Origin of the sequence: Pedobacter sp. PACM 27299 (assembly GCF_001412655.1) — a bacterium.
Taxonomy (GTDB): domain Bacteria; phylum Bacteroidota; class Bacteroidia; order Sphingobacteriales; family Sphingobacteriaceae; genus Pedobacter.
The window spans coordinates 1,187,500-1,212,216 of the sequence record NZ_CP012996.1; the positions used below are offsets into that span (position 1 = coordinate 1,187,500).

Genomic DNA, 24,717 nt, shown 5'->3' on the forward strand with positions numbered 1-24,717 from the left:
TATTTAATTAGAATCAAGTGGATAAGCGCCTTTATGGGTACGGTTATAATTAAAAGCATATAATGCAGTAGTAATCAGTACAGAAACGAACGCGCCCAATACAGTAGTAGAATCGGAACTCACCACAGACCAGATGCAGTAGATAAAGGCAAGGCCGATAATGACGATGTAAGCATTTCGTTTTTCACCCAGGTTTCCATGACCGATGAGCATCAATGCTGCACAGGTATAGATATAAGGAATCACGGTAAAGATCACAGTGATCGAAGAAACTATACCAAATTGTTTGGCCGCATTTGGTGAAATGGTGGTCAGCTGCAACACGGTCATCAGCACACCCACAATGATTAATCCGGTTACCGGAATCCCATCTTTATTTACTTTAGCAAATATCTTAGGGAATAAACCATCATCAGCCGCTGCTTTTGCCGTTTGTCCGGCAACCAATGTCCAGCCACCAACTGATCCTAAGCAGCCCAACATCGCACAAAAGGCAACTACTGCACCAGCAGTTTTACCTAAGGCCATCGCTACTGCATCGCCGAAAGGAGAAGAAGAAACCTGTAATTCCGCATTTGGAATCATTCCCATAATAGCGGTACTGGATAATATATAGGAAACCGCAGCAATTAATACTCCGCCAACGGTAGCAATAGGTACATTCTTTTTAGGGTTTTCAACGACTCCTGCAACAACAGAGGCAGTTTCTACGCCGATAAATGCCCATAAAGTAATATTTAGAACACTTTGTACGGCACTAAGAGAATCTTTTCCACTCACATTCCAGGCTTCCATATAGGTGCTGCTCTTAAACCAGAACCAACCGAATACGGCTACACCGATGATTGGGATCAAAGCTAAAACAGTCGTAAATGCCTGTACTTTGGTCATCAATCGCGGTCCGGAGATATTGATCAGGACAAATGCCCATAGGATGCCAATGGAGCAGATGGTTGCAGGAATCGGTTCTTTTAAGAAGGGAAAGAAGTAACTGAGGTACCCTACACCGACCACTACGATCGCGATGTTACCTACCCAGGCCGCTACCCAGTACAGCATATTGGTCTGGTAACCTAAAAAAGGACCAAAAGCCCTTCTTGCATACGCATAAGAACCACCCGGACTACGGTCTATCGAAGAGATCTTCGCATATACTATAGATAAGGCAATCGCACCAACAATGGTGACCAGCCAGCCGTAAATGGCAATTCCGCCCGTAGCCGCCAGATTCGCAGGGAGCAGGAATACCCCGGAGCCCATAATGTTTCCCGCAACCATCAGCATTACAGGGATTAAACCAACTTTCTTATTGTTTTCTGCCATAATATTTAAGGATTAGATAGACCTTAAAACAAAGCTATTGATACACTTCAAAAAAGAGTAGGAAGGACGAGCGCAATGCGTTTCACTTTAGAATGTGGAACATACTGGAGCAGATACAGGTATGGCTTTTATGTATTTTGAGGAATTAATTATATTATGGCGCTGACTGAAAACCGATTAATTAAGCTATCTATTTATCTCACAGGTGTTTTTGCTTTGTTGAGCATCTGTTTTGGCTTGTTCACAGATGCCAAGGCCATCATTTTTGACGGCCTTTTCAGCCTGATTGGGATGGTGCTGTCCATTGCCTCCATATTTGCACTGCAGTTTATCCGAAAACCCGAAGATCAGGTATTTCCCTATGGAAGGGCACATTTTGAGCCCTTTATTATTTTGATTCAATGCCTGGTGATCATTTTCCTTTGTCTCTATTCATTAATCACTGCAACATTGGATTTTATGCATGGCGGCAGAATCGTAGACTTGGATGTGGCCATTGGTTTCTTGATTTTTTCTGCATTAGGTTCTTTAGTGATCTGGGTGTATTTCAAGAGAAAAGCAAGGAAAGTGTCTTCTGAGTTTGTCAGGATTGAAGCCTTGGAATGGCAGCTGGGTGCTTTTTTAAGTGTGGCTATTCTGGTAGGTATGGTGATCGCTTTTGTTCTGGACCGACTCGGTTTCCATGCGGTTGTGCCTTATATCGATCCCACACTGGTGATTCTGGCTTCTCTTATTTTTCTCATTGAACCAATCAAAACAGGGATTAGAAATCTGAAAGAATTGCTGCTGTTCGCCCCTGACGATGAGGTAGAAAGGACTACTAAAGCATTGGTAGAGGAGATTGTGAGCTCAAAAAACTTTCTGGAGGTGAAAAGCCATATCGCTAAAACCGGGAAGTACCACCTGATAGAAATTGATTTTCTTTTGCCAGAGGGCTATCCGCTCCGTTCAGTAGATGAGCTGGATCTGATCCGGGCAGAAGTATATGATGGCATTAAAAATAAAAATAACAACCTATGGCTCACCATTTCTTTTACCGCACAAAGAAAATGGATGCTATAAGAATAGGCAAGGTTGCCATGAGATAATAATACTATATATAATATAACATACGATCAAATTATGCTTTTGAAACAGACACTTACTTTTTTACTTCTTCAGATGGTGGTGATGACCGTTTTTGCCCAAAAGGATTCCCTGACACGGAAACGCCTCGATAGCCTGGAGACCCGCTTAAATTACCTTGATATCCGATTAAAGAAAAATGCTTCGCCACCGAGAACACAAACCAGAAGTGCAGTAGAATCCGGGAGATATACAGGGGTGGTGATGGCCGATGATGAAAGTGTAGCACTGCAGATTGGTGGTTTTATACAGACGGATGCGATTCATGATTTTCACAATAACAACAGTCCTTTAGGCTTTTTATCTTCAGGAATAGAGATTCCCAATGCTAAAAAAAGCAATACTACTTATAGTGTTGCCGCCAGTCGTTTTAACCTAAGTGGACAGATTCCAATTGAAGGAAAGGGATTAAAAACAGTGCTGGAGTTCGATCTTTTCAATAGTTCCTTTAGTCCGAATTTGAGAATGGCCTATGCCGAATACGGGAAGGTGCTGGTTGGAATGTACTGGTCTAACTTTATGGATGTAGATGCTTATCCAAATACCCTGGATTATAATGGGCCCAATTCCATGACTTTCGGCAGGCAGGTGCAGTTCAGGGTAACCTTGCCAGTCAGCAAAACTACGGATGTAGTCTTGGCGCTGGAAGATCCGGAGAGTTTTTTGACGCTTCCTGATGAGTCTGGTTTTAAAGCACTAAAGCAAGTTCCTGATGTGACTGCCAGTATTCAGTACAGTAAAAACGGGAGTCACCTGCGTTTTGCCTCAGTACTGCACCCAATTGTTTACCAAAATACGCTGCAGGAAAGAGAAAGTAAGGTCGGTTATGGCTTCACTGCCAGCGGTGTTTTGCAGCAGCCTGGAAATAAGGATAATTTCGTGTTTCAGGCCAGTTATGGTAAGGGAATCAGCAAATACATTAACGACATTGGGCCGGATAATTACGATGGCGTCTATAATCATGCTAGTTCCAGCCTGGAAATTCTGGGTGTTTGGGGACTTTCTGCTTCTTATGACCACTGGTGGTCGGATAAATTCAGTTCTACTGCTGGCTGGGGTTATTTGAACCTTGAGAATGATGGAGTGCTTGCAGATCAGAGCTTTAAGTCCTCAAATTATGGTGTGCTAAACCTGATTTACTACCCTAATAGCTTTATCAAAGGGGGCATAGAGTATCTATATGGCACCAGAAAGAATGTAAACGGCGATTCTGCCAATAATAGTCGCATTCAGCTCAGTTTGCAATTTAGATTTTAGTTATTCTTTCCGGGAGTTGTGTGTTAAGAAATTAAATGTTTCAACGCTTTTGTCTTCATAAAAGTTGAATGACTTTACATAGAATTATTCTGATAATAATCCTCTATTTAGGTAATTATTTATTTTAAAATAAATAAAACCTTTTGCCCTTAATAATGTACTATAATAAACCCGGATCTCTTAAAAAGGGATTTTTGGCTCTAGTTTTAGAGATATAGGTTGTGAAATAATTAATTGCTTAGCGGAAAAAACTTACAAAATCCATTACCTATGGAAAAACATACTCCTCATGCTAACAGGTATCTCCGTCCGGGATAATCTGCCTGTTGCCCCAATACATCCTATCTATCCTTGAAATCATAAATACTATGTTATATGGTACATTTTTCCCTGCAAATTGATAATCACGCCTTTGTAAGCGCCGCTTATCTGCTTTTTTTCGTTCCCCAAGTCGTAAAACACCCCCTGTTCCGATTTATCAATACCCTCAAAAAGAAACTTTCCCCTGAACATAAGAAGGAAGAAGTAGAGCCGCTTCAGCTGGAAGAAGGCGATAACCTATGTCAGGGGCAGCTGCTTTATACTAAAGATAAGCGCAATGCCTATCTGCAAACCCTGGAAAAAACTCTTGCTGATCAACAGCCTTTCCTGACCAAGGGCTACTCTATTAAAGACCTGGCAGAAGATACTGGTATTCCCGCTCATCATCTTTCTTGCCTGATTAACAAGGAGTACCAGCTAAATTTCCAGAATTTCATTAACTTTCAGAGGGTGGAGTATGTGAAGTCACAAATCCATCAGGAAGAATGGAAGCAACTGTCTTTAGAAGGCATGGCCTGGCAAGCAGGCTTTACTTCCAGAACAACGTTTTTCAGGGCCTTTATTAAAAACACCGGTAAGGCGCCTTCTTATTATTTAGGTGATGCTCATCATAAGCTCTAATTTAATGAAGTTTAAAATTTTAACGTTTTTATCTATACTGTGTACGCCGGTTTTATTAAAGGCACAAGGAGTCGAAATTCCTGTGTCTTCTAAAACGAAGCTGACCTTATCAGGGATGCTGCAAAGCCAGTTCAATTATTCACTGGACGATGATGTTGACATCAAAGGGCAGCACCATTCCGGTGATGAGCATTTTGCACACAATTCCTTTTCTGTGAAACGGGCAAGGGTACAGTTGAATGCCGCCATCAACGACCGCATCAATGCCGTAATCCTGGTCAACTTTGGTGACTTCACCGGAAATCCGCAGAACAAGGTTTTGGAAAATGCCTATATAAAATATAGTGTCAATGATTATGTGAATTTTCAATTCGGACAGTTTCGTCCGCAATTTGGACAGGAAGATAATTATCCGGTAGATTTTGTAAAATCGATAGACTTCTCTAATCAATATTATTTGTTCGGTGCTAATAGCTGGCAAAGTTTCCAGATTGGTGCTAGTTTCTCCGGACAGATTAAAGACATCGACATTCCTATTCAATATTCGGTAGGCGTGTTCAACGGCAATAATAGAAACCAGGTCAGCGATAACGACGATGGTAAGATTTTTCCTGCACGCGTAGTACTGGGTTTAAGTAAAAATACGCATCTGGGTGGCAGTGCTGGATTTGGCAAAAATATGGGACAGAAAATCTGGGCCTATGGCGTAGATGTAGACTATACCAAAAAGCTAAATGAAAGATGGGGAATGTCCTTTGTTTCTGAATATAAACAAGGGATCAATAGCCAGGAGTTTTTTGGCCAGGAAACACCCCTGATCCCAGTTAGCAAATATGCGATGAGGGGGATTTACGTCTTGCCAAATGTGAGCTACAGCTTTAAAAACACACGTTTGAAAGAGCTGGAGTTTGCCTTTCGCTATGAATACCTGGATGCTGATTTCAGACAGGCAGGGAATTCCAGAGAAACTTATATCCCAATGCTCAGCGCTTCTTTTGCAGATGCCTATGCCATCCGCGTACAAATAGGTTTGCAAATGGACCGATACGAAAAAAATATACCGAACACCACACAGTATAATACCAATCGCGTGATTTGCCAGATGCAAGCGCGCTTTTAGTATTTGATATCCATTTTTAATAAAGAACAAACTGAATCATGCAAGAAGTAAACTACAAAATGCTACTGATTACCCTGGCATTCGGACTCATCATCTGGTTTATCCCAGAACCAGAAGGGGTTAAGGCGGAAGCCTGGCACTTGCTGGCGATTTTCCTGGCCACCATTCTAGGGATTATTCTCAAAGCAGCGCCAATGGGCACGATGTCTATGATCGCGATCGCTTTAGTGGCCATCACTGGTGTACTCGCTCCCGGTGATCCCGGAAAAGCAATCTCATTAGCACTCAGCAGTTTCGGTGATAAGGTGATCTGGTTGATCGGTATTTCCTTTTTTATTGCCCGTGGATTTATTAAAACGGGACTGGGAAGCAGGATTGCCTATCTTTTTATCCGCGTATTTGGCCGTAGTTCTTTGGGATTAGGCTATGGCCTTGGATTGGCGGATTTAGTACTGGCTCCTGCAATTCCCAGTAATACAGCCCGTGGCGGCGGTATCATTTATCCGATTATGAAATCTATGGCCATCAACTTTGGCTCTTTTCCCGATAAAGAAGAAACCCACCGCAAGCTGGGTGCTTACCTGAGCTTGAGCAGTTACAATGTCAACCTGATCACTTCCTCTATGTTCCTGACTGGTACGGCCAGTAACCCGATGTGTCAGAAGTTTGCTGCCGACCTGGGGATTCAGATTACCTGGATGTCATGGATGTGGGCAGCCATCGTTCCCGGCATCATTTCCCTGATCCTGATTCCTTATGTGCTGTATAAAATATATCCACCGGAAATAAAAGTGACCCAGGGTGCCACAAAAATGGCCTCGGATAAACTGAAAGAAATGGGCAAAGTGTCTACCAATGAATGGCTGATGCTGATCGCTTTTGTGATCCTGCTGGTATTGTGGGTAAGCGGCGACTTCTTTAAGATCGATGCCACCACGACTGCCTTCATCGGATTGGTATTTCTATTGCTTTCCAGAGTACTGACCTGGGAAGATGTGAAAAGTGAAAAAGGAGCCTGGGACACGATTGTCTGGTTCTCCGCCCTGGTGATGATGGGCAGCGCGTTAAATACCCTGGGATTAATTCCATGGTTGAGCAATGTAGTAAAAGACCAGATCGGTGGCTTAAGCTGGACAATGGCTTTTCCAATTATCATCCTGGTTTATTTTTACAGCCATTATCTGTTTGCCAGTGCAACTGCACATGTGGCTTCTATGTATGCCGCTTTCTTAGGGGTAGGTGTGATTATTGGCATTCCGCCGATGCTGCTCGCACTATCATTAGGTTTCTGCGGTGGTATTTTCGGCACCTTAACGCATTATGGTCATGGACCCGCTCCTGTATTTTTTGGAAGTACGTATGTCGATGTCAAAGATTGGTGGTCGAAAGGCTTTGTACTGAGTATTATTTTCCTGATCATCTGGATCGGAATCGGCGGACTATGGTGGAAAGTAATTGGCGTATTTTAATTTAAAGCTATGGATAGAAAATCAAATACCTCTACGCTGATGCGTAAAACATTAATGGCTTTAACAGGTTTATTCCTCTGCTTTTTCCTGGTGATTCATTTGCTGGGAAACCTGCAATTGCTATTGCCAGCAGAACAGGCAAAAGGAAGCTTTAACGGTTATTCCCAACTGCTTTCAGGCAATATTTTTATTAAAATCATTTCTTATGTGCTGTATGCCTCGATCATTATCCATGGGATTGATGCCCTGGTGATCACATTGAAGAATAAAAAAATTGCCGGTAAATATGCGGTTGACGGCAGGGCAGCGACCAGCAAATGGTACTCCCGGAATATGGGGATCTTAGGTACGCTGATCCTGATCTTTCTGGTGTTTCACTTTAAAGATTTCTGGTACCAGTATAAGTTTGGAACATTGCCAATGGATGAGTTTGGCCATAAAGATTTATACACGATCGTGATCGCCGCCTACCAGGATTGGTGGTACGTATTGTTTTACGTGCTTTCCATGTTTGCGCTGGGTTATCACCTGTTACATGGTTTTTTTAGTGCCGCCCGTTCACTAGGATTGTATCACCCAAAATACGTGGCCTGGGTCAGGAATTTTGGAAAAGTATACAGTTACGTGATTACGTTCGGCTTCGCAATTATCCCAATTTATGTTTATTTAACACAGCATGTGGTATGGAATTAAATGCTAAAATCCCCCCGGGTCCATTAAAAGATAAATGGAGCTTTTATAAAGACCATGCCCGATTGGTGAATCCCGCCAATAGAAAGAAAATGGATGTGATTGTGGTAGGTACCGGACTTTCTGGAAGCGCCGCCGCGGCATCTCTAGGAGAAATGGGTTATAATGTAAAATCATTTTGCTTCCAGGATTCCGCAAGAAGAGCGCATTCCGTTGCCGCACAAGGTGGTGTGAATGCCATGAAGAACTATAAAAATGACGGTGATAGCGTGTATCGCATGTTTTATGATACGATAAAAGGAGGGGATTTCCGCTCCAGAGAAGCCAATGTATACCGTCTGGCAGAGTGTTCCGCACAGCTGATCGATCAGGCAGTTGCCCAAGGCGTGCCTTTTGGCCGCGAATATGGCGGATACCTGAACAACCGCTCTTTTGGAGGGGTGCAGGTGAGCCGGACTTTTTATGCCAGAGGACAAACCGGACAGCAATTGCTGTTAGGGGCCTATCAGGCGCTCATGAGACAGGTGGCCGCTAAAACAGTGGCCCTATACACGAGGCATGAAATGCTGGATCTGGTGATCGTAGATGGCAAAGCAAGAGGGGTAATCGTGAGAAATCTCGATACCGGTGAAATCGAAAGACATAGTGCACATACTGTGATTCTGGCCACCGGCGGTTTCGGTAAGATTTACTACTTGTCTACCTTAGCCATGGGCTGTAACGCTTCGGCGATATGGCGCGCGCATAAAAAAGGAGCCTTTATGGCTTGCCCAAGCTGGACACAGGTGCACCCTACTTCTTTACCGCAATCTGGAAGTTACCAGAGCAAACTCACCCTGATGTCTGAATCTTTAAGAAACGACGGCAGGATCTGGGTGCCTCTGCATAATCCGGAGAGCAGAAAACCCAATGATATTCCCGAAGAAGAAAGAGATTATTACCTCGAACGTAGATACCCTGCGTTTGGAAATCTTGCACCAAGGGATATTTCTTCCCGCGCCGCAAAAGAACGGATTGATGCCGGATTTGGTGTAGGGCCACAGCTCAATGCCGTTTATCTCGACTTTTCAAAAGCGATCAAAGAGCAGGGACAAGGAAAGATTAAAGAGAAGTACGGAAACTTGTTCGATATGTACCGTAAGATCACCGACATTGATGCTTATAAAGAACCCATGATGATTTCCCCTGCTGCGCATTTTTCTATGGGTGGTTTATGGGTGGATTATGAATTGATGACCACCATTCCTGGCTTGTTTGCTTTAGGGGAAGCCAATTTTGCCGATCACGGAGCCAATAGATTAGGTGCCAATTCTTTACTGCAGGCTTGTGTGGACGGTTACTTTATTGCGCCTTATACGGTGTCAAATTACCTGGCCGAAGAAATCAAATCTGCCAGACTAACCACCTCCGAGGCCGAGTTTGTGGATGCCGAAGTTCGGGTAAGGGCGCATCTCGGAAAATTACTCGCCATCAATGGCACAAAAACCGCAGATCACTACCATAAAATATTGGGAAAGCTTCTTTACGACTATTGTGGTTTATCAAGAACTAGAGAAGGTTTAATAAAAGCAATACAGGAGATCAAAGACTTGCGCGCAGACTTCTATCAGCATCTGAAGGTAACAGGTACAGACGAGGAAATGAATGGGGAACTGGAGAAAGCAGGCCGTATCAGTGACTACCTGGAGATTGCAGAACTGATGTGTCAGGATGCCTTGACCAGAGAGGAATCCTGTGGTGCCCATTTCAGGGAAGAATACCAGACTCCGGAAGGAGAGGCCTTGAGAAACGACGAGAAATATTGTTTCGTTTCCGCCTGGCAATACCAAGGGGAGGATCAGGAAGAAATTTTGGTCCCAGAACCCCTCCATTTTGAAAATGTAGAATTAACCGTAAGGAGTTATAAATAATATACCGGCTATGAAAATCTATTTAAAAATATGGCGACAAAGTGATGCCGGTAGTCCGGGGAAATTGGTCGATTATGAATTGGACAATGTGATTCCTCACATGTCCTTTCTGGAAATGATGGACACGCTGAACGAACAGCTGATTTTGAGCGGTGATCGTCCGGTGGAGTTCGACCATGATTGCCGGGAAGGTATTTGCGGACAATGCGGGATGATGATCAACGGTCGTGCACATGGTCCGATCAAACATTTGACCACTTGTCAGCTGCACATGAGGGAGTTTAAAGATGGGGATACGATTTATATTGAACCCTTTAGAGGGGCCGCATTCCCGGTGAAAAGGGATTTACGGGTAGACCGTTCTGCTTTCGATCGCATCATTCAGGCCGGAGGTTTTGTGTCGGTAAATACCGGTCAGGCACCAGAAGCAAATGGCATTCCGATCACGCATGAACAGGCCGAATCGGCTTTCGATAGTGCCGCATGTATCGGATGCGGGGCTTGCGTGGCTACCTGCAAAAACTCCAGCGCGGCATTGTTTACTTCTGCAAAGATTGCGCACCTGGTAAAATTGCCGCAAGGAAAGATGGAATCTAATAAACGCGTGCTGTCTATGGTGGCACAAATGGACCTCGAAGATTTTGGCCATTGTACCAATACCGAAGCCTGTGAAGTGGAATGTCCGCAAAGTATTTCCGTCTTGAATATCGCCAGAATGAATTGGGAATATACCCTGAGTAAAGTTTTAAAAAAGTAATATGTTTAAACAAATACATACCTATAAAAATTATGCCCTGCTTTGTGGTCTGATGGCTTGTGGCATGACTGTGAATGCACAAAACACCTCATTGGAAGATTGTTTTAACCTTGCAAATCAAAACAACCTGAGCCTCAGACAAGCGAAATCTTCTTTGGCTTCAGGGGAGGCTAACCTGAAAGCAGAGAAGAAAAGTTACTTGCCAAAAGTGGATTTATTGTCGAGCTATACCTACCTGAGCAGTCCTTTAACGATCAATCTGCAGCAGGCAAGAGATGGTGTGGTGAACGGTTCTTCTCAGCAAAGTGTGAATACGGCCAATGAGGTGTTCAAAGAAATTACCGGAAATCCACTGCCTCAGTCTGTGCAGGATCGCATATATAATACCTCTAAAAATGTAATCGGAGCCATTTATCCGGATTATAATCCGAGTTTAAGCAGACAATCTTATTTCGTGGCTGGGGTAGGTTTTCGACAGCCCATATTTTTAGGCTATAAATTAGATGCTGCGGGAAACCTGGCAGAATCCCTGGTGAAGTCGGCAGATATCAATGTAGACCTGGTAGCGAAGGAACTGGAATTCCTGATTTCTTTGCAGTACCTGCGGATTTTATACTTAAATACCTTGCTTTCTGAGCAGCAGACCATGGTGAATGCGCTGATGAAAAATAAGGAGTATGCACAGCAGCTGGTGAAAAATGAGATCCTTGCCCCATACCAGAAAAGCTGGACAAATGTAGTCTTGATCCAGGCAGAAAGTCAGTTTAACAATATAAAACTGGAACAGGAAAATGCCAAGGTGGAATTGAATAAACTACTGGGGATTCCTTTAGACTCGAATATTGTGATCGCGGATACGCTAAAATATTGTCCTATAGAACCAGCAGCTCCAAAAGAAGATTTCTGGGTGTCGAATCCGATTTACAGACTCGCGGGCAGCAAAATCAATTATGCGAAAACCGCAGAAAAGATCAGCAGGTCTTTCTCTCTGCCTAATATTTTTGCCATCGGTAATTATAACCTTTATCAAAAAGACCTTCCGGTTACGATGCCGGATTGGTTTATCGGCCTGGAGATGCAATGGAGTTTGTTTAACGGACAGACCCGTAAACGCACCCAAGCTGCTAGCAAGCTGGTGGAAGAGGCAAAACTTGGAGAACAGAGTGCCGGATTGGCCTTGCAGGTGCAATCTACGGTAGCTCGAAATAAAATGAAATCACTGCAAAACGATGTATACGCCTTAGGTAATGCCCGTAAGGAAGCACATACAACAAGTACTTTGATCGGTGAAAGGATGAAAAACCAGCTTTCTTCTCCTAAAGATGTGAACGATGCTTTATTGGTAGAAACGGAAATCGACAAAGGTTACCATACCGCAGTGTTTGGGTATTACCTGGCTGTTGCCGCTTACTTTAACAGCATTGGAACGCCAAAAGAACTGGCGAAATACCTGAAATAAAATTACCTGGATATAAACATAAAAACTCAAGCTATAAAACACATATACATGAAAGATATCATCAAAAATTACTGGGCTTTACTGATCCCTATTATCGTGGTCATCGCCACTTTGTTCTTCTTTCTGGCAGGGAATAAGAAACAAGACAATAATTTCATCGGCATGGTAGATGCTTCCAGTGTAGATGTGGCGGCTGAATTTCCTGGTCGTCTGGATTCTTTATTGGTAGAACTTGGCGATACGGTAAAAGAGGGGCAAATTGTGGCCATTCTTCGTTCTAACGAGATAGATGCGATAAAAGCACAAGCCCTTGCTGCCATTGATGCAGCAAAAGGGCAGCAGGAATTGCTGTTAAAAGGTGCCAGACCAGAACTGATCGATGCGACTTCCAAACTGTACCAGATCAGCGAAGATCAGTACAAGTTATTTAGTGCCACTAATGATAGGATGCAGCGTTTGTACAATGCGGACGTGATTTCCGGTCAGGAAAGAGATGTTTTCTATTTCCGCTATGAGGCGGCTAAAAAAGAAATGGAAATGGCAAAGCTGAACTTGAAAATGCTGAAAGATGGCACGCGTCCGGAGATTATGAAAACGGCGAATGCGATTGTAAAACAAGCGGAACAGGCTTATGAACTGACCAAATCTTTAGGCGACAATACCCGCGTACATGCACCTGCAGATGGGGTGATTTCTAGTTTAGTGACGCACCAAGGTGAAATTGTTTCTATAGGTTATCCAATGATGACTATTGAAAAGAAAAACTCTAAGCTGATTCGGTTCAATGTCCGCCAGGATGAGTCTAATCTGTTGAAAGTAGGTTCTGTAGCTTCAGTGAAAGTGCCGGGTTGTGATCCTGAAACTTTTGAAGTGAAAGTGACTTCTATTGCGCCAACCTTAGAGTTTGCGAATTGGGTACCTACAAAAGACAAAGGACAGTTTGAACTGAGAACATTTACAATAGAGCTGAAACCAGAAAACGCTGCCGGAATTAAAGGTTTACGTGCTGGTATGACGGCTTCCTTAATTTTGCCATAATGCGCTCCACTTGTCAAATCATCATTCGGGAATGGAACAGGATTCTCCATCTAAAGGTATTTTACCTGGTGATGCTGGTGGTTCCTGCTCTGTTGTTTTCTTTTTATGCGTATATCTATCAGGAGAAAGAAGCGAAAAACCTTCCTTTTGCGATTTGGGATGACGATCAAAGTCCGGTAAGCCGACAGCTGATTTTCTTGCTGGAGCAGCGGGATGCGTTACGAATTACCAAAAGGTTGTATAGCGAAGCAGAAGTGCAGCGCGCCATACAGAAAGGGGAGATCATGGGTGCCGTACATTTCCCGGTAAATATGCAGAACGATATATATAGCCGTCATCCCAGCACAGTGACGTTGTATACGAATGCGGCGGCTTTAGTACCCGCCAAAATGGTGTATAAAGCAGCAGCGCAGGTGATCATTACCGGAAGCACAGGGGTCATTTTGAAAAAGCTGGTGAAGACGGGAATGCCGCCAGATCGGGCTATGGCTTTAGCGAACCCCATTAAACTGGATACCTATCAGCTGTACAATGCGACTTATAATTATCAGGAATACTTGGTACCCGGGCTGATTACGGTGGGGATGCAGATGATTTTGATCATCAGCAGCATGCTGGCGCTAAATTATGAATACAAGACCAATACGATGCCGCAGTTATATGAGCTGGCAAAGGGATCAGCATTTCGCGTAATTGCCGGTAAAACGATCGCCCATCTGGTGGTCAGCTGGTTCAATTTTGCCATTATTGCCTTTATTCTCTTTCCTTTCTTTGATATCGGTGTGCCAGCAGCAACAGGTAAGTTTTTTGCACTGTATACCCTGCTGTCTATCGCTTGTATCGGTATCGGAATGTTCATTTCTGCTTTGTTTAAAGATGTCATGCTTTCGGGTGATGTGGCTTTGTTTTATACTTCGCCGGCCTTTGTGTTCAGCGGTTTTACTTTTCCAAGATGGGCAATGCCCTGGTATGATCAGTACTATGCGACGATTATGCCCTATACGCCATTTCTGGATACTTTCTTTAAGATATATTATATGAACCTGCCTTTCTATTATGCGCAGGCTGATTTGTATAAATTATTGTTGTTTCCAGCAGTCATGTTCCCGACTGCCTTAATTCTTTTCCAACGTCAATTTAATAACAGCAAAAATGAAGCAGCAGTCGAACCCGTCCTTAATTAATCTTTTACTGAGAGAAGCAGGGCTAGTGGTGAAGGACCATAGTTTGCTCCTTACACTGCTGATCGCACCTTTGCTTTATGCTTTTTTTTATGGCAGTATTTACATTAACAAAGAAGAAGAAAATGTGAAACTGGCCATTGTAGATGACGATCAGACTCGCTTGTCTCGTTTATTACAACAGCATATAGACAATTCTCCAATGGTAGAACTGATCCATTTTTCTAACCTGGAAGATGCAAAAGAACAGATGTATGAAGGAAATTGTCAGGGCTATATGTACATCCCAAGAGGAACGCAGACTAACTTGTTAAGTTTGAAGCAAAGCAATGTGGTACTGGCGGTAAATGCAGCCAGATTTCTGCCTTCCAGTGACATTCTGGCCAGTGTACAAGCCATCTGCCTGACTGTCGGTGCAGGAGTTCGGCTCCAGTTTTTCGAGAAAAGCGAGGGGATGACTTCCGCCATTGCCATGCAGAATGTGATGCCTGTCAGTCTGGATTATCGTCCGCTGTTTAATGAACGTTCGAGTTATGGCGCTTTCTTATTGCCCGGCTTGCTGGCACTGATCCTGCAGCAAACCTTGTTAATAGGTCTTTCCGAAAGTGTAGCCGCAGAAAGACAGCATTCCACTATTGGTGGTTGGTTAAGGGGAGGAGCGTCCATGGCAATTTGGGGAAAGGGATTATTTTACCTGATCCTGTTTTCCGCTTATGCATTTTTCTTTCTGAATGTGAATTACAGTTTGCTGAACCTGCCCATGAGGGGCAATGGTTTTGAGCTCAGCTTATTACTGCTGCTGTTCCTGCTCACGTTAATCCCTATGGGACAGTTTATCGGTTCCCTGTTCAAATCGCAATTACTCTGTTTACAGATGATGGCCTTTTCCACGTATCCGATTTTCCTGATTACTGGATATTCCTGGCCTTTTGAGTCTTTACCCTTGCCGATACAGTGGTTGTCGATGTTATTACCAACTACACCCTTTATCCAGATCTATACAGCAATGGTACAGTCGGGGGCAAGTATATGGGAGAATCCAAAGTTATTGCTGCACCTGATGCTGTTGTGGGCTTTCTATAGTGGCATTTGTTATGCACGTTTGCATACTTTGAGAAAGCGGGTTTTGGCTTAGTTTTTTTAATGACAAAAGCCTGCAATCTTTGGATTGCAGGGCTTTTTATAATGATTTGGACGACCTTATCTTAAAAGGTTTTTCCAGCTTACTCTGCTAGAGATCAATTCTTCCAGGTCTTTAATGTCAATTCTTTGCTGTTCCATCGAATCACGGTGACGGATAGTTACGGTATTGTCTTCTAAAGTCTGGTGATCTACAGTTAAACAGAATGGCGTACCAATCGCATCTTGTCTGCGGTAACGTTTACCAATGGCATCTTTTTCTTCATACACACAGTTGAAATCAAGTTTCAGGCTGTTCATGATTTCTCTTGCTTTTTCTGGTAAACCGTCTTTCTTCGTTAATGGGAAGATTGCTACTTTAACCGGTGCTAAACAAGGGTGTAAGCGTAGTAAAGTTCTGCTGTCTTGTTTTTCTTCTGTACTCAAATCCTGCTCTTCGAAAGCATTGATCATTGTTAATAAAAACATACGGTCTAAACCGATAGAAGTTTCGATCACGTAAGGAACATAATTTCCGTAAGGCTTGCCTTCTTCGTTTAGTTCGGCGTCGAAATACTGCATTTTCTTACCAGAGAAAGTCTGGTGCTGTGTCAAATCGAAATCTGTACGGCTATGGATACCCTCTACTTCTTTAAATCCGAATGGGAATTCAAATTCAATATCAGTAGCGGCATTTGCGTAATGTGCTAATTTCACATGGTCATGGAAACGGTATTTCTCCGCAGGAGTACCTAAAGCCTCATGCCATTTTAGACGTGCTTCTTTCCAGTAAGCAAACCATTTTGCATCTTCACCTGGACGAACAAAGAATTGCATCTCCATTTGTTCAAATTCACGCATTCTCATGATGAACTGACGGGCAATGACTTCATTTCTGAACGCTTTACCAATCTGTGCGATTCCGAAAGGAATTTTCATTCTTCCTGATTTCTGCACGTTCAAGAAATTCACAAAGATACCTTGTGCAGTTTCCGGACGTAAATATACTTCTTCAGCACCTTCTGCCATGGCACCAAACTGTGTGCTGAACATCAGGTTAAACTGGCGTACATCCGTCCAGTTTTTTGTACCACTCACCGGACAAGCAATTTCATGCTCTTCGATCAGTAGTTTTAAGCGTGGAAGATCATCAGCTGTTAATGCATCATCCATATCAGCTTGCAATTTTGCAGCTTTATCAGTTTTACCGTCTTTCTCGTAACGGGCAATTTTATCTTCTAACAACTGGTCTGCACGGTAGCGTTTTTTCGAGTCTTTATTGTCGATCATTGGATCGCTAAAGCCGTCTACATGTCCGCTGGCTTTCCATACTTTCGGGTGCATAAAGATTGCAGAATCAATTCCTACAATGTTTTCATGCATCTGAACCATGGATTTCCACCAATAAGTTTTAATGTTATTTTTTAATTCAGAGCCTAATTGTCCGTAGTCATATACCGCACTTAGTCCGTCATAAATCTCGCTGCTTTGAAATACAAAACCGTATTCCTTGGCATGTGATATTACATTTTTAAATTGTTCGTCGTTAGTGTTCTTTGCCATAATGATGCAAATATAGAAGATTAACAAATATATATAGGACCTAAATTCCTACTTTTGACCATGAAACAATTTAATCTGCTTCTGGTAGGCTTGTTAATGCTTGCCGTATCTTGCACAGGACAAACGAAAAACTACATTTCTTTTAGCAATGGCGAGGAATTAAGGTCATTTTTAAATAGAAAAACACCTGGTTATCCACTGATATCCGCACATAGAGGAGGACCTATGAAGGGGTTCCCTGAAAACTGTATCGCTACTTTTGAGCATGCTACAAAATATCAGCCGGTAGTGATCGAGTTTGATGTGGCCTTGAGTAAAGATTCGGTTTTGGTGATCATGCACGACGATCGCCTGGACAGAACCAGTACAGGTACCGGAATGATTGGTGATTATACTTATGCAGAATTGCAAAAACTGCAGCTGAAAGATGATGACGGAACTTTAACCCCTTATAAAATCCCTACTTTAAATGAAGTACTGGTTTGGGGGAAAGGAAAGGTGTTATTTACGATAGATGTAAAAAAAGGAGTGCCATTTTCTAAAATTATCGCCGAGGTACGCAAAACAAGATCAGAATCAAATTCCATCGTGATTACTTATAATGACAACCAGGCGGTAGAAGTACACCGTTTGGCACCAGACCTGATGATTTCTGCTTCGGTAAAATACGATACAGATTTAGAAAGATTAAATGGTAAAGGGGTGCCAAATAACAGGATTGTAGCTTTCGTAGGCACTTCGCTTCCGGAACAGAAAGTTTTTCAGGGTTTACATGAAAAGGGGATTACCTGTATCATGGGCACCATGGGCAACTTAGACAAACGATCACTGGCCAGACCAAATGGCAAATACTACTACCAGTACCTGGAAAGTGGTGCCGATATGATTTCTACGGACAATCTGGAACTGGCAGGAAAAGAATTCGATCAATATAGAAAAGATAAAAAGATTCGTTCTTCACACGTTAAAAAGGTAAAATAAATTGAGCATTCAGGTCAGTTCACTCAGCAAGCATTTCGATCAGCAGAAAGCGGTAGATGGCATTAGCTTTAATGCTAAGCCAGGTAGGATTTTAGGATTTTTAGGCCCGAATGGTGCCGGGAAATCTACTACGATGCGAATGCTGACGAGTTATCTGAGCCCTACATCCGGCACCGCGAGTCTATGCGGCTTTGATGTCCGGACACAGTCGATTGAAGTCAGAAAGATCATGGGCTACCTTCCGGAAAACACTCCTTTATATGCGGATATGTATGTGCAGGAGTTTTTATTGTTTGTAGCGGAAACCTATCAATTGAAAGAGGCGAAGCAGCGCGTAAAGGAAACCATTGAAAAGGTGGGGCTTGCTGCGGAACAGCATAAGAAGATTGCCATGCTCTCTAAAGGATACAAGCAAAGGGTTGGTCTGGCACAGGCGATCATTCATGATCCGCAGGTGCTGATTTTAGATGAACCCACTTCAGGATTGGATCCCAATCAGCTCACAGAGATCAGGGAACTGATCAAACAGCTGGGTAAAAATAAGACAGTGATCATTTCTACACACATTATGCAGGAAGTAGAGGCCATCTGTGATGAGGTCATTATCATTGATAAAGGGCGGATTGTAGCGAATGCATCAATTGATGAACTCAAAAAAGAACACCAACTGACTTCTTTAGAGGATATTTTCAGGAAATTGACTTCCTGATGAAGATTTTTTGAGGTGTTTATCGCCATTGGCCAAGTTTTTGTATTTGTGTATTGATTTTATATCAATAATAAAAATTAAACTTAAACACATGAAAAAATTATTTTTACTAACAGCGATCGCAGGTATTTTTGCATTTTCAACTGCTCAGGCTCAGAAAGATCCTGCTATGAATGGACCTAAGTTAGGTATAGGTGCAGAATTCGCGTTCCCAGTAGGAAACTTTGGAGATTTCCAGAACTTCGGTTATGGTGGATCATTAAACTACCAACACCCAATCGCGCCGAATTTGAATTTAACAGGAAGTGCCGGATACATTAATTTCGAGTCAAAAGAGATATTAGGTACTAAATTCAATTCTGGATTTATTCCTGTTAAAGCTGGTGCGAGATATTTCCTTGCAGAGAACTTTTACATCAACGGTGAACTAGGTGCATCATTTGCAACGGGTAGCAATAATAGCGGAACAGCTTTCGTATACTCTCCAGGTATTGGTGTTGAATTCCCTGTTTCAGATAAATCATCAGTTGATTTAGGCGGTCGTTACGAGGGCTGGTCTAACAATGGTACAGCTTCTTTCTTTGGTATCAGAGCAGCATTTAACTTCGGTTTGTAGGCTATACTAATTTTATACTGTGCCGGTTTAGCACAGTTGCAAGGCCTTCCTGTTTCTAGGAAGGCCTTGTTTTTTTTATTCCTTATTTATCAATGCCAACTTCTGTTCGAATCTGTATTGATCTCATCATGATATGGTATTATTGCTTCACTCAGGTCTTACCAGTGTAATGAGCCAGGCTCCAATTATTATCTGATTGAGCAGGCCAGATTGTCCCCATTTCGAAGACATCCAGGTAGCATATATTTGACCATTTTTCCCCTTAAAAAAAGACGGATTTTTAGAGATTTTTTAAAACATTATGTCCGACTTGATCGGTTTTGGGAAGAATTTGATTTTTCAGCCCTTATTTTCAGGTCAAAATCGTCTTGTTTTAGGTCATTTTTAGCCCATAAAAATCCAATTTTAGAAAAAAAAGAAATTATTTTAAACTTTTTTTGTTTAATTATTTGTAGTGTAAAATTAACACTAACCGCTTCTTTTGGAGAAGATTTGTAACGATGCTTTTACTTTGTCAATTTAAAGTAAAAAGATAATATTTTCTAGCAGCTATTTACTTAAAACCAAGTCATTTCTCAATAAGTTAATTTTTTATACTCAGGTGATTTTTTTTAAATCACTTTTTTACCTTCTCCCGGAAGGTTTTTAGAAAAATCAACTACTTGTACACTTATCTATTTTATTCACAACGCTTAATGACTTATTAAAAAAATATAAAAGTATTGAATTCTTAATTTAACTTTTTATATGTTTATGTAAACCAAACGCCAAATATGTCTGCAACAATAAAAAAGAGTGCGCAACTAAGAAGAGAACTACTTAGGCACTTGTATTCAGGCTTCTCACTTTCTTTGAATGAGCTCAGTAAACTGACTCAGAAGAGCCTACCTATTGTGACTGCCGTAGTGAACGAACTCATCACTGATGAATTTGTCATCAGCGATGGCCTTGCACCTTCCAGTGGTGGAAGAAGACCATCCATGTTTCTATTGAATCCTAAAAAAGAACGTTATATCGTTTCCGTTGCTGTAGATCAGATGGTTACCCGTATGGTCATCTATAATTTAACCCATCAAATTCAACTCCCGCTTCAGGTGATTGAAATAGATACTTATACAGATACCGATGCGCTGGAGAAATTAATTGCTTTTATCCAGCTTAATCTGGAGAAATCTGCCATTAATCCGGATCATATATTGGGGATCGGCATTGGTATGCCTGGTTTCGTCAATATCGAAGAAGGAATCAATTACACCATATTTCCGATCAGCGAGGGGGAGAACCTGAGAGATTACCTGAGTGAGAAATTAAATCTTCCGGTTTTCATCGACAATGATTCCAGTTTAATTGCTATGGCAGAGCTGAAGTTTGGAAAGGCCAAAGGAAAGCAAGATGTGATGGTGATCAATATGGGCTGGGGTACCGGACTGGGAATGATTATAGACGGAAAGATCTTCAGAGGTCATAGTGGTTTCGCAGGTGAATTTAGTCACATTCCGCTGTCTGGAAGCAACCAATTGTGTTCCTGTGGCAAGCGTGGCTGTCTGGAAGTAGAAACTTCCTTATTGGTCATGGCAAAAAAAGCAAAAGCTCAGGTAGAAGCAGGGGTAGAATCCAGTATGAAACGCTTGTTTCTGGATGGATCCAAACATGATGGCGACCATTTTCTGGAAGCCGCGCGTTCTGGCGATCCATTGGCTGTTTCCATCTTAGCTGATGCCTCTTTCCATTTAGGAAAAGGTGTAGCCACCTTAATCCACATCATGAATCCCGAAAAAATTGTATTGAGCGGCAGGGGCGCGATTGCAGGAAAGATGTTTATGCCTTCTATTCAGCAGGCTATTAATGAATTCTGTATTCCCAGGATTGCAGAATGTACCCATATTGAAGTTTCTGAGATCGCCAATGATGCGGAATTACTCGGTGCAGCCAATATGGTGATGGAAAGATCCGAATTTTCATAAGCACAGTTATCACATAGATAGAACCATCCTTTACCAATTATACAAACCCAATTCTAAACTAAAAAACTATGACTAAACTACTACTAAAAATGACATGGCTCAGCTGTGCCATGTTATTCTGGAGCATCGGCGTCTTTGCCCAGACCGGTCGTACCGCAACAGGTACCGTAAAGGATGAATCAGGCACACCCATGCCCGCAGTAAGCGTCCGGGTGAAAGAAACAAAAAAATCAACCAGCACCAATTCAGAAGGAAAATTCTCCATTGAAGCAGTCGCGGGAAATACACTGGAATTCAGATACCTTGGCTATGCCAGTAAAGAACTGAAGGTGGGAACTGATATGGTTCTAAACGTAAGTTTAGCACCTACAGATAATGCCTTGAAGGAAGTAACCGTAGAAGGTGCACTCGGTGTGAAAAAGATCGATAGAAACCTGGGGTATTCTGTCACCAAGATCAAAGGAGATGAGATTACACGTACCAATACGGTGAACCCCATTACAGGTTTACAAGGTAAGGTTGCCGGTGTGAATATCAATGTGGTGGGAACTGCAGGAGTCCAGACTTCTCCTTACATCCAGATCAGGGGTGCTAAAGTTCTGGGAAGTGGAGAAAGACAGGCCAATAATCAGCCAATCTTTGTAATTGATGGTCAGGTGATCACCAATAACATTGTGAATGGTGATGCCAGTGATGGTGGTTCTCAGCTTAAAAACTTAAACCCGGATGATTATGAATCGATCACGATCCTAAAAGGTGCAGCAGCAACTACATTATACGGTTCCAGAGGCTTAAATGGAGCAGTAGTGATCAACACTAAAAGAGGTAAAAGTGGCCAAGGATTAGGCATTGAGGTGAGTAGTACTTATCAGATCACTGATGTTTATAAGAGTTTTATGGACCTTCAGAATGATTATGGTATGGGAAGTTTTGTGACCAGAGAAGGCGCATTCAGACCAGATGGTACGCAAAGTAGAACGAATGGTAACTGGGGGCCGAAATTCGATGGAAGGTTAACACCTGCGATCTATAACCCATCAAAAATGGTGGCTTATGAAGCACAGCCAGACAATTGGAAAACCTTTTACCGCAATGGAAATTACATCAATAACAACGTTGCTTTAGGTGGAAGTACAGATAAATTCAATTACCGTGTTTCTTATTCTAATACCAGCAACAAAGGAACACTGCCTAATAACGGATTGAAAAGAGATGCGATAGACCTTAAAATTGGTGGTGAAATCAATAAGATCTTCTCTTCTGAAATGGGATTGAGCTATGCAAATACGGTGACTAAAAACTATTATAACCAAGGTAGGTATTCTACAATCGGTGATAATGCTTTAGCTTTCAGTACTTACTATTTGCCTAGAAACCTGGATTTTGCGGATTGGTATGCCAACTACAGAAATCCTGCAAATAACGAAATTTATACCTATAGCAGACCTGGAGGGAACTTTGATGCCGTGGTCAATACTTTTTCAAGAATCGACAAAAAGAACTATGCAAATCATGAAAATTCTTTATTAGGTTTTCTTCAGTTGAAAGCTCAGGTGAATCCATGGTTAGATTTTAGTGCAAGAGGTAACTTTAATTACCAGAAAAACTTTGAGGAAACTAAGGAGTATGGGAATGAAAAAGACAACAAAGGAGGATATTATAGTGTAGGTGGTGGTTATTCAACAGATTATACCTTATTGTTCATGGGACATGCCAATAAAGACATTAATGAAGACCTGAATGTTGATTTTAGGTTGATCAATGAGATTTATGGCAATAAACTGGGAGAGACTTATAGTGCGGCTACCAGTGGTGGTTTAGCGGTTCCTAATAACTTCTTCCTTGCCAACTCCATTCAGCCAGTAGAAGGCGGCCCAGGTAATACGACCACCAGAAAATATGGTATTTCTTTGCCTTCTTCTCTAACTATTGGTTTGGCAGGAGTAGTGAATTTTGCTTATAAAAAATACCTGAATTTAGAGATCTCTGGACGTAATGACTGGATTTCTACGTTAACTTATCCAACAATTGTTCCGGGTAAGAACAACAACTCTGTATTTTATCCTTCTGCAAACCTATCTTATATTTTCTCTGATCACTTTAAAGATAAAATGCCATCCTGGTTGTCATTTGGAAAGATCAGAGCTTCCATTGCTTATGTTGGTAGCGCGGGTATTGCCAGAGCCTTTGATACTGGTGCTGGATATGCGCCAAGTGTGATGGTGGACATCAATGGCAAAACAGTGCCTTTAGCCACGCAAATCAATGGGGATACTAAACCAAATTATGACCTTAAAGCACAAAGACAACGCGAAATAGAATTTGGTACAACCCTGTCCTTCTTGAAAAATAGAATTGATGTTGATGTAGCCTGGTATAAAGGAAATACCTTCAATCAGCTATTGAAGCTGGATGGTGTTTATGAAACCGGTTATCCTAAATCGTTCTTTAATGCGGGAAATATTCAGAATCAAGGTTTTGAAGCCACAATTAGCGGATCTCCAGTTAGAACGAAAGACTGGGGTGTAGATTTATCCCTTAACCTGGCGCATAATAGAAGTAAGATCATTGAATTTGGTAAAGGAATCAAAGCCTGGAACATTACAGGAGATTATGAAGGTGGACAGGTTTGGGCTTATGAAGGCGGCGATTTTGGCGTGCTTGAAATGCGTGCAAATACCACAGTAAAGATTGATCCGGCCACAGGTTTCCCTTTTATCATCAATGCGCCTAGATTGGCAAATGCAGATCCAAACTTGAAATATAATGTAGCCAATTATAACCTGGTTGACAATGAGGAAAGTGACCTGCCAAATGGAAGGTTGCCAATCGGTAGAGTAGAGCCAAGCTTAACAGGCGGATTCTCTGTGAACTTAAGGTATAAGAACTTCAGCTTGTTTACACAAGTAGATGCTCGTTTCGGTGGTTATGTGTACTCAGAAACTTACGCCTATTCTATGGGTAATGGTGTTCCTTTGGCTTCGTTGAAATATCGTGATCAGGCACATGGTGGTGTTGCCCGTATCGATTCTTATACAGGTCAAACAGTATATGATGGTGCGATTCCAGATGCTGTTTTTGCTGCTGGACAAATGAGTTTAATTGATCCTACTAAATCAATCGGAGGAATGACCTTCAGAGCTGCTTATGATCAAGGATTGGTAGAACCATGGAAAGCTTCTGTTTATTATTCTTACACTAAAGGATGGCAGAATGCATTGAACAACTCAGGAGCTATTTCTAAAATGTCATGGATCATGATGCGTGAGGTGACTTTAGGTTACCAGATCCCTACTCAAATTCTGGATAAAGTGAAAATTAAAGGTGCGCGCATCAACTTTACAGCGAGAAACCTGGGTTACTTATACAACAGCTTAGTGGGTGGGCAAAACCCAGAATCTGTTCAAAGTAACGATCCTTTTAGCCCATGGATTACTGGTGGTGTTCCTTTTACCAGGAATTATGCAGTTTCCTTAAATGTTAAGTTCTAATCC

General features: G+C 42.1%; 19 protein-coding genes. 17 read left to right on the forward strand and 2 right to left on the reverse strand.

The window, feature by feature from the left end:
* Positions 1–3: 3 nt before the first annotated feature.
* Complete coding sequence (gene adiC / locus AQ505_RS05015) at positions 4–1,323, reverse strand: arginine/agmatine antiporter (RefSeq protein ID WP_062547164.1); 1,320 nt, start codon at positions 1,321–1,323, stop codon at positions 4–6.
* Positions 1,324–1,479: 156 nt separating this feature from the next.
* On the opposite strand from adiC, the gene AQ505_RS05020 reads away from it, so the two are divergent.
* The 12 genes from AQ505_RS05020 (at position 1,480) to AQ505_RS05075 (ending at position 15,406) form a co-directional block, all read left to right on the forward strand.
* Entirely contained in the window at positions 1,480–2,385 is a 906-nt protein-coding gene (locus tag AQ505_RS05020; RefSeq protein WP_062547165.1) for a cation diffusion facilitator family transporter, read from the forward strand.
* A gap of 66 nt (positions 2,386–2,451) precedes the next feature.
* Positions 2,452–3,705, forward strand: a complete 1,254-nt coding sequence (locus AQ505_RS05025; protein ID WP_157262197.1) for a DcaP family trimeric outer membrane transporter — start codon at positions 2,452–2,454, stop codon at positions 3,703–3,705.
* Between the two features lie 375 nt (positions 3,706–4,080).
* Positions 4,081–4,647 carry a helix-turn-helix domain-containing protein gene (locus tag AQ505_RS05030; RefSeq protein ID WP_062547167.1) on the forward strand — a complete coding sequence of 189 codons (567 nt, stop codon included), beginning with the start codon at positions 4,081–4,083 and terminating at the stop codon, positions 4,645–4,647.
* Between the two features lie 4 nt (positions 4,648–4,651).
* Complete coding sequence (locus AQ505_RS05035; RefSeq protein WP_197286299.1) at positions 4,652–5,767, forward strand: porin; 1,116 nt, start codon at positions 4,652–4,654, stop codon at positions 5,765–5,767.
* Positions 5,768–5,805: 38 nt separating this feature from the next.
* Positions 5,806–7,236 carry an anion permease gene (locus AQ505_RS05040; protein WP_062547169.1) on the forward strand — a complete coding sequence of 477 codons (1,431 nt, stop codon included), beginning with the start codon at positions 5,806–5,808 and terminating at the stop codon, positions 7,234–7,236.
* Between the two features lie 9 nt (positions 7,237–7,245).
* Complete coding sequence (locus AQ505_RS05045) at positions 7,246–7,929, forward strand: succinate dehydrogenase cytochrome b subunit (RefSeq protein WP_062547170.1); 684 nt, start codon at positions 7,246–7,248, stop codon at positions 7,927–7,929.
* A complete protein-coding gene (locus tag AQ505_RS05050) occupies positions 7,920–9,836 on the forward strand; it encodes a fumarate reductase/succinate dehydrogenase flavoprotein subunit (protein WP_062547171.1) in 1,917 nt (638 codons plus the stop codon). Before AQ505_RS05045 ends, AQ505_RS05050 begins: the two co-directional genes overlap by 10 nt.
* 10 nt (positions 9,837–9,846) lie before the next feature.
* Positions 9,847–10,593: a succinate dehydrogenase/fumarate reductase iron-sulfur subunit gene (locus tag AQ505_RS05055; RefSeq protein ID WP_062547172.1), complete on the forward strand. Its 747-nt coding sequence runs from the start codon at positions 9,847–9,849 to the stop codon at positions 10,591–10,593.
* Between the two features lies 1 nt (position 10,594).
* On the forward strand, positions 10,595–12,052 hold the full coding sequence (locus tag AQ505_RS05060; protein WP_062547173.1) for a TolC family protein: 1,458 nt from the start codon (positions 10,595–10,597) through the stop codon (positions 12,050–12,052).
* A 48-nt stretch (positions 12,053–12,100) separates the two neighbouring features.
* Entirely contained in the window at positions 12,101–13,090 is a 990-nt protein-coding gene (locus AQ505_RS05065) for an HlyD family secretion protein (protein WP_062547174.1), read from the forward strand.
* Complete coding sequence (locus AQ505_RS05070; RefSeq protein WP_062547175.1) at positions 13,090–14,274, forward strand: ABC transporter permease; 1,185 nt, start codon at positions 13,090–13,092, stop codon at positions 14,272–14,274. Before AQ505_RS05065 ends, AQ505_RS05070 begins: the two co-directional genes overlap by 1 nt.
* Entirely contained in the window at positions 14,243–15,406 is a 1,164-nt protein-coding gene (locus AQ505_RS05075) for an ABC transporter permease (protein ID WP_062547176.1), read from the forward strand. The genes AQ505_RS05070 and AQ505_RS05075 overlap by 32 nt, the downstream gene beginning before the upstream one ends.
* 65 nt (positions 15,407–15,471) lie before the next feature.
* On the opposite strand, the gene AQ505_RS05080 is transcribed toward AQ505_RS05075, so the two are convergent.
* Positions 15,472–16,953, reverse strand: a complete 1,482-nt coding sequence (locus tag AQ505_RS05080) for a glycine--tRNA ligase (protein ID WP_062547177.1) — start codon at positions 16,951–16,953, stop codon at positions 15,472–15,474.
* Between the two features lie 60 nt (positions 16,954–17,013).
* On the opposite strand from AQ505_RS05080, the gene AQ505_RS05085 reads away from it, so the two are divergent.
* From AQ505_RS05085 to AQ505_RS05105, 5 genes are all read left to right on the forward strand, one after another.
* The gene (locus AQ505_RS05085; protein ID WP_062547178.1) at positions 17,014–17,934 is read left to right on the forward strand and encodes a glycerophosphodiester phosphodiesterase family protein; all 921 of its coding nucleotides are present in this window, start codon (positions 17,014–17,016) and stop codon (positions 17,932–17,934) included.
* A gap of 1 nt (position 17,935) precedes the next feature.
* Entirely contained in the window at positions 17,936–18,643 is a 708-nt protein-coding gene (locus tag AQ505_RS05090) for an ATP-binding cassette domain-containing protein (protein ID WP_062547179.1), read from the forward strand.
* 91 nt (positions 18,644–18,734) lie between these two features.
* Positions 18,735–19,259: an outer membrane protein gene (locus AQ505_RS05095; protein WP_062547180.1), complete on the forward strand. Its 525-nt coding sequence runs from the start codon at positions 18,735–18,737 to the stop codon at positions 19,257–19,259.
* A gap of 773 nt (positions 19,260–20,032) precedes the next feature.
* Entirely contained in the window at positions 20,033–21,223 is a 1,191-nt protein-coding gene (locus AQ505_RS05100; RefSeq protein ID WP_062547181.1) for an ROK family protein, read from the forward strand.
* Positions 21,224–21,291: 68 nt separating this feature from the next.
* A complete protein-coding gene (locus AQ505_RS05105; protein ID WP_062547182.1) occupies positions 21,292–24,714 on the forward strand; it encodes a SusC/RagA family TonB-linked outer membrane protein in 3,423 nt (1,140 codons plus the stop codon).
* Positions 24,715–24,717 lie beyond the last annotated feature (3 nt).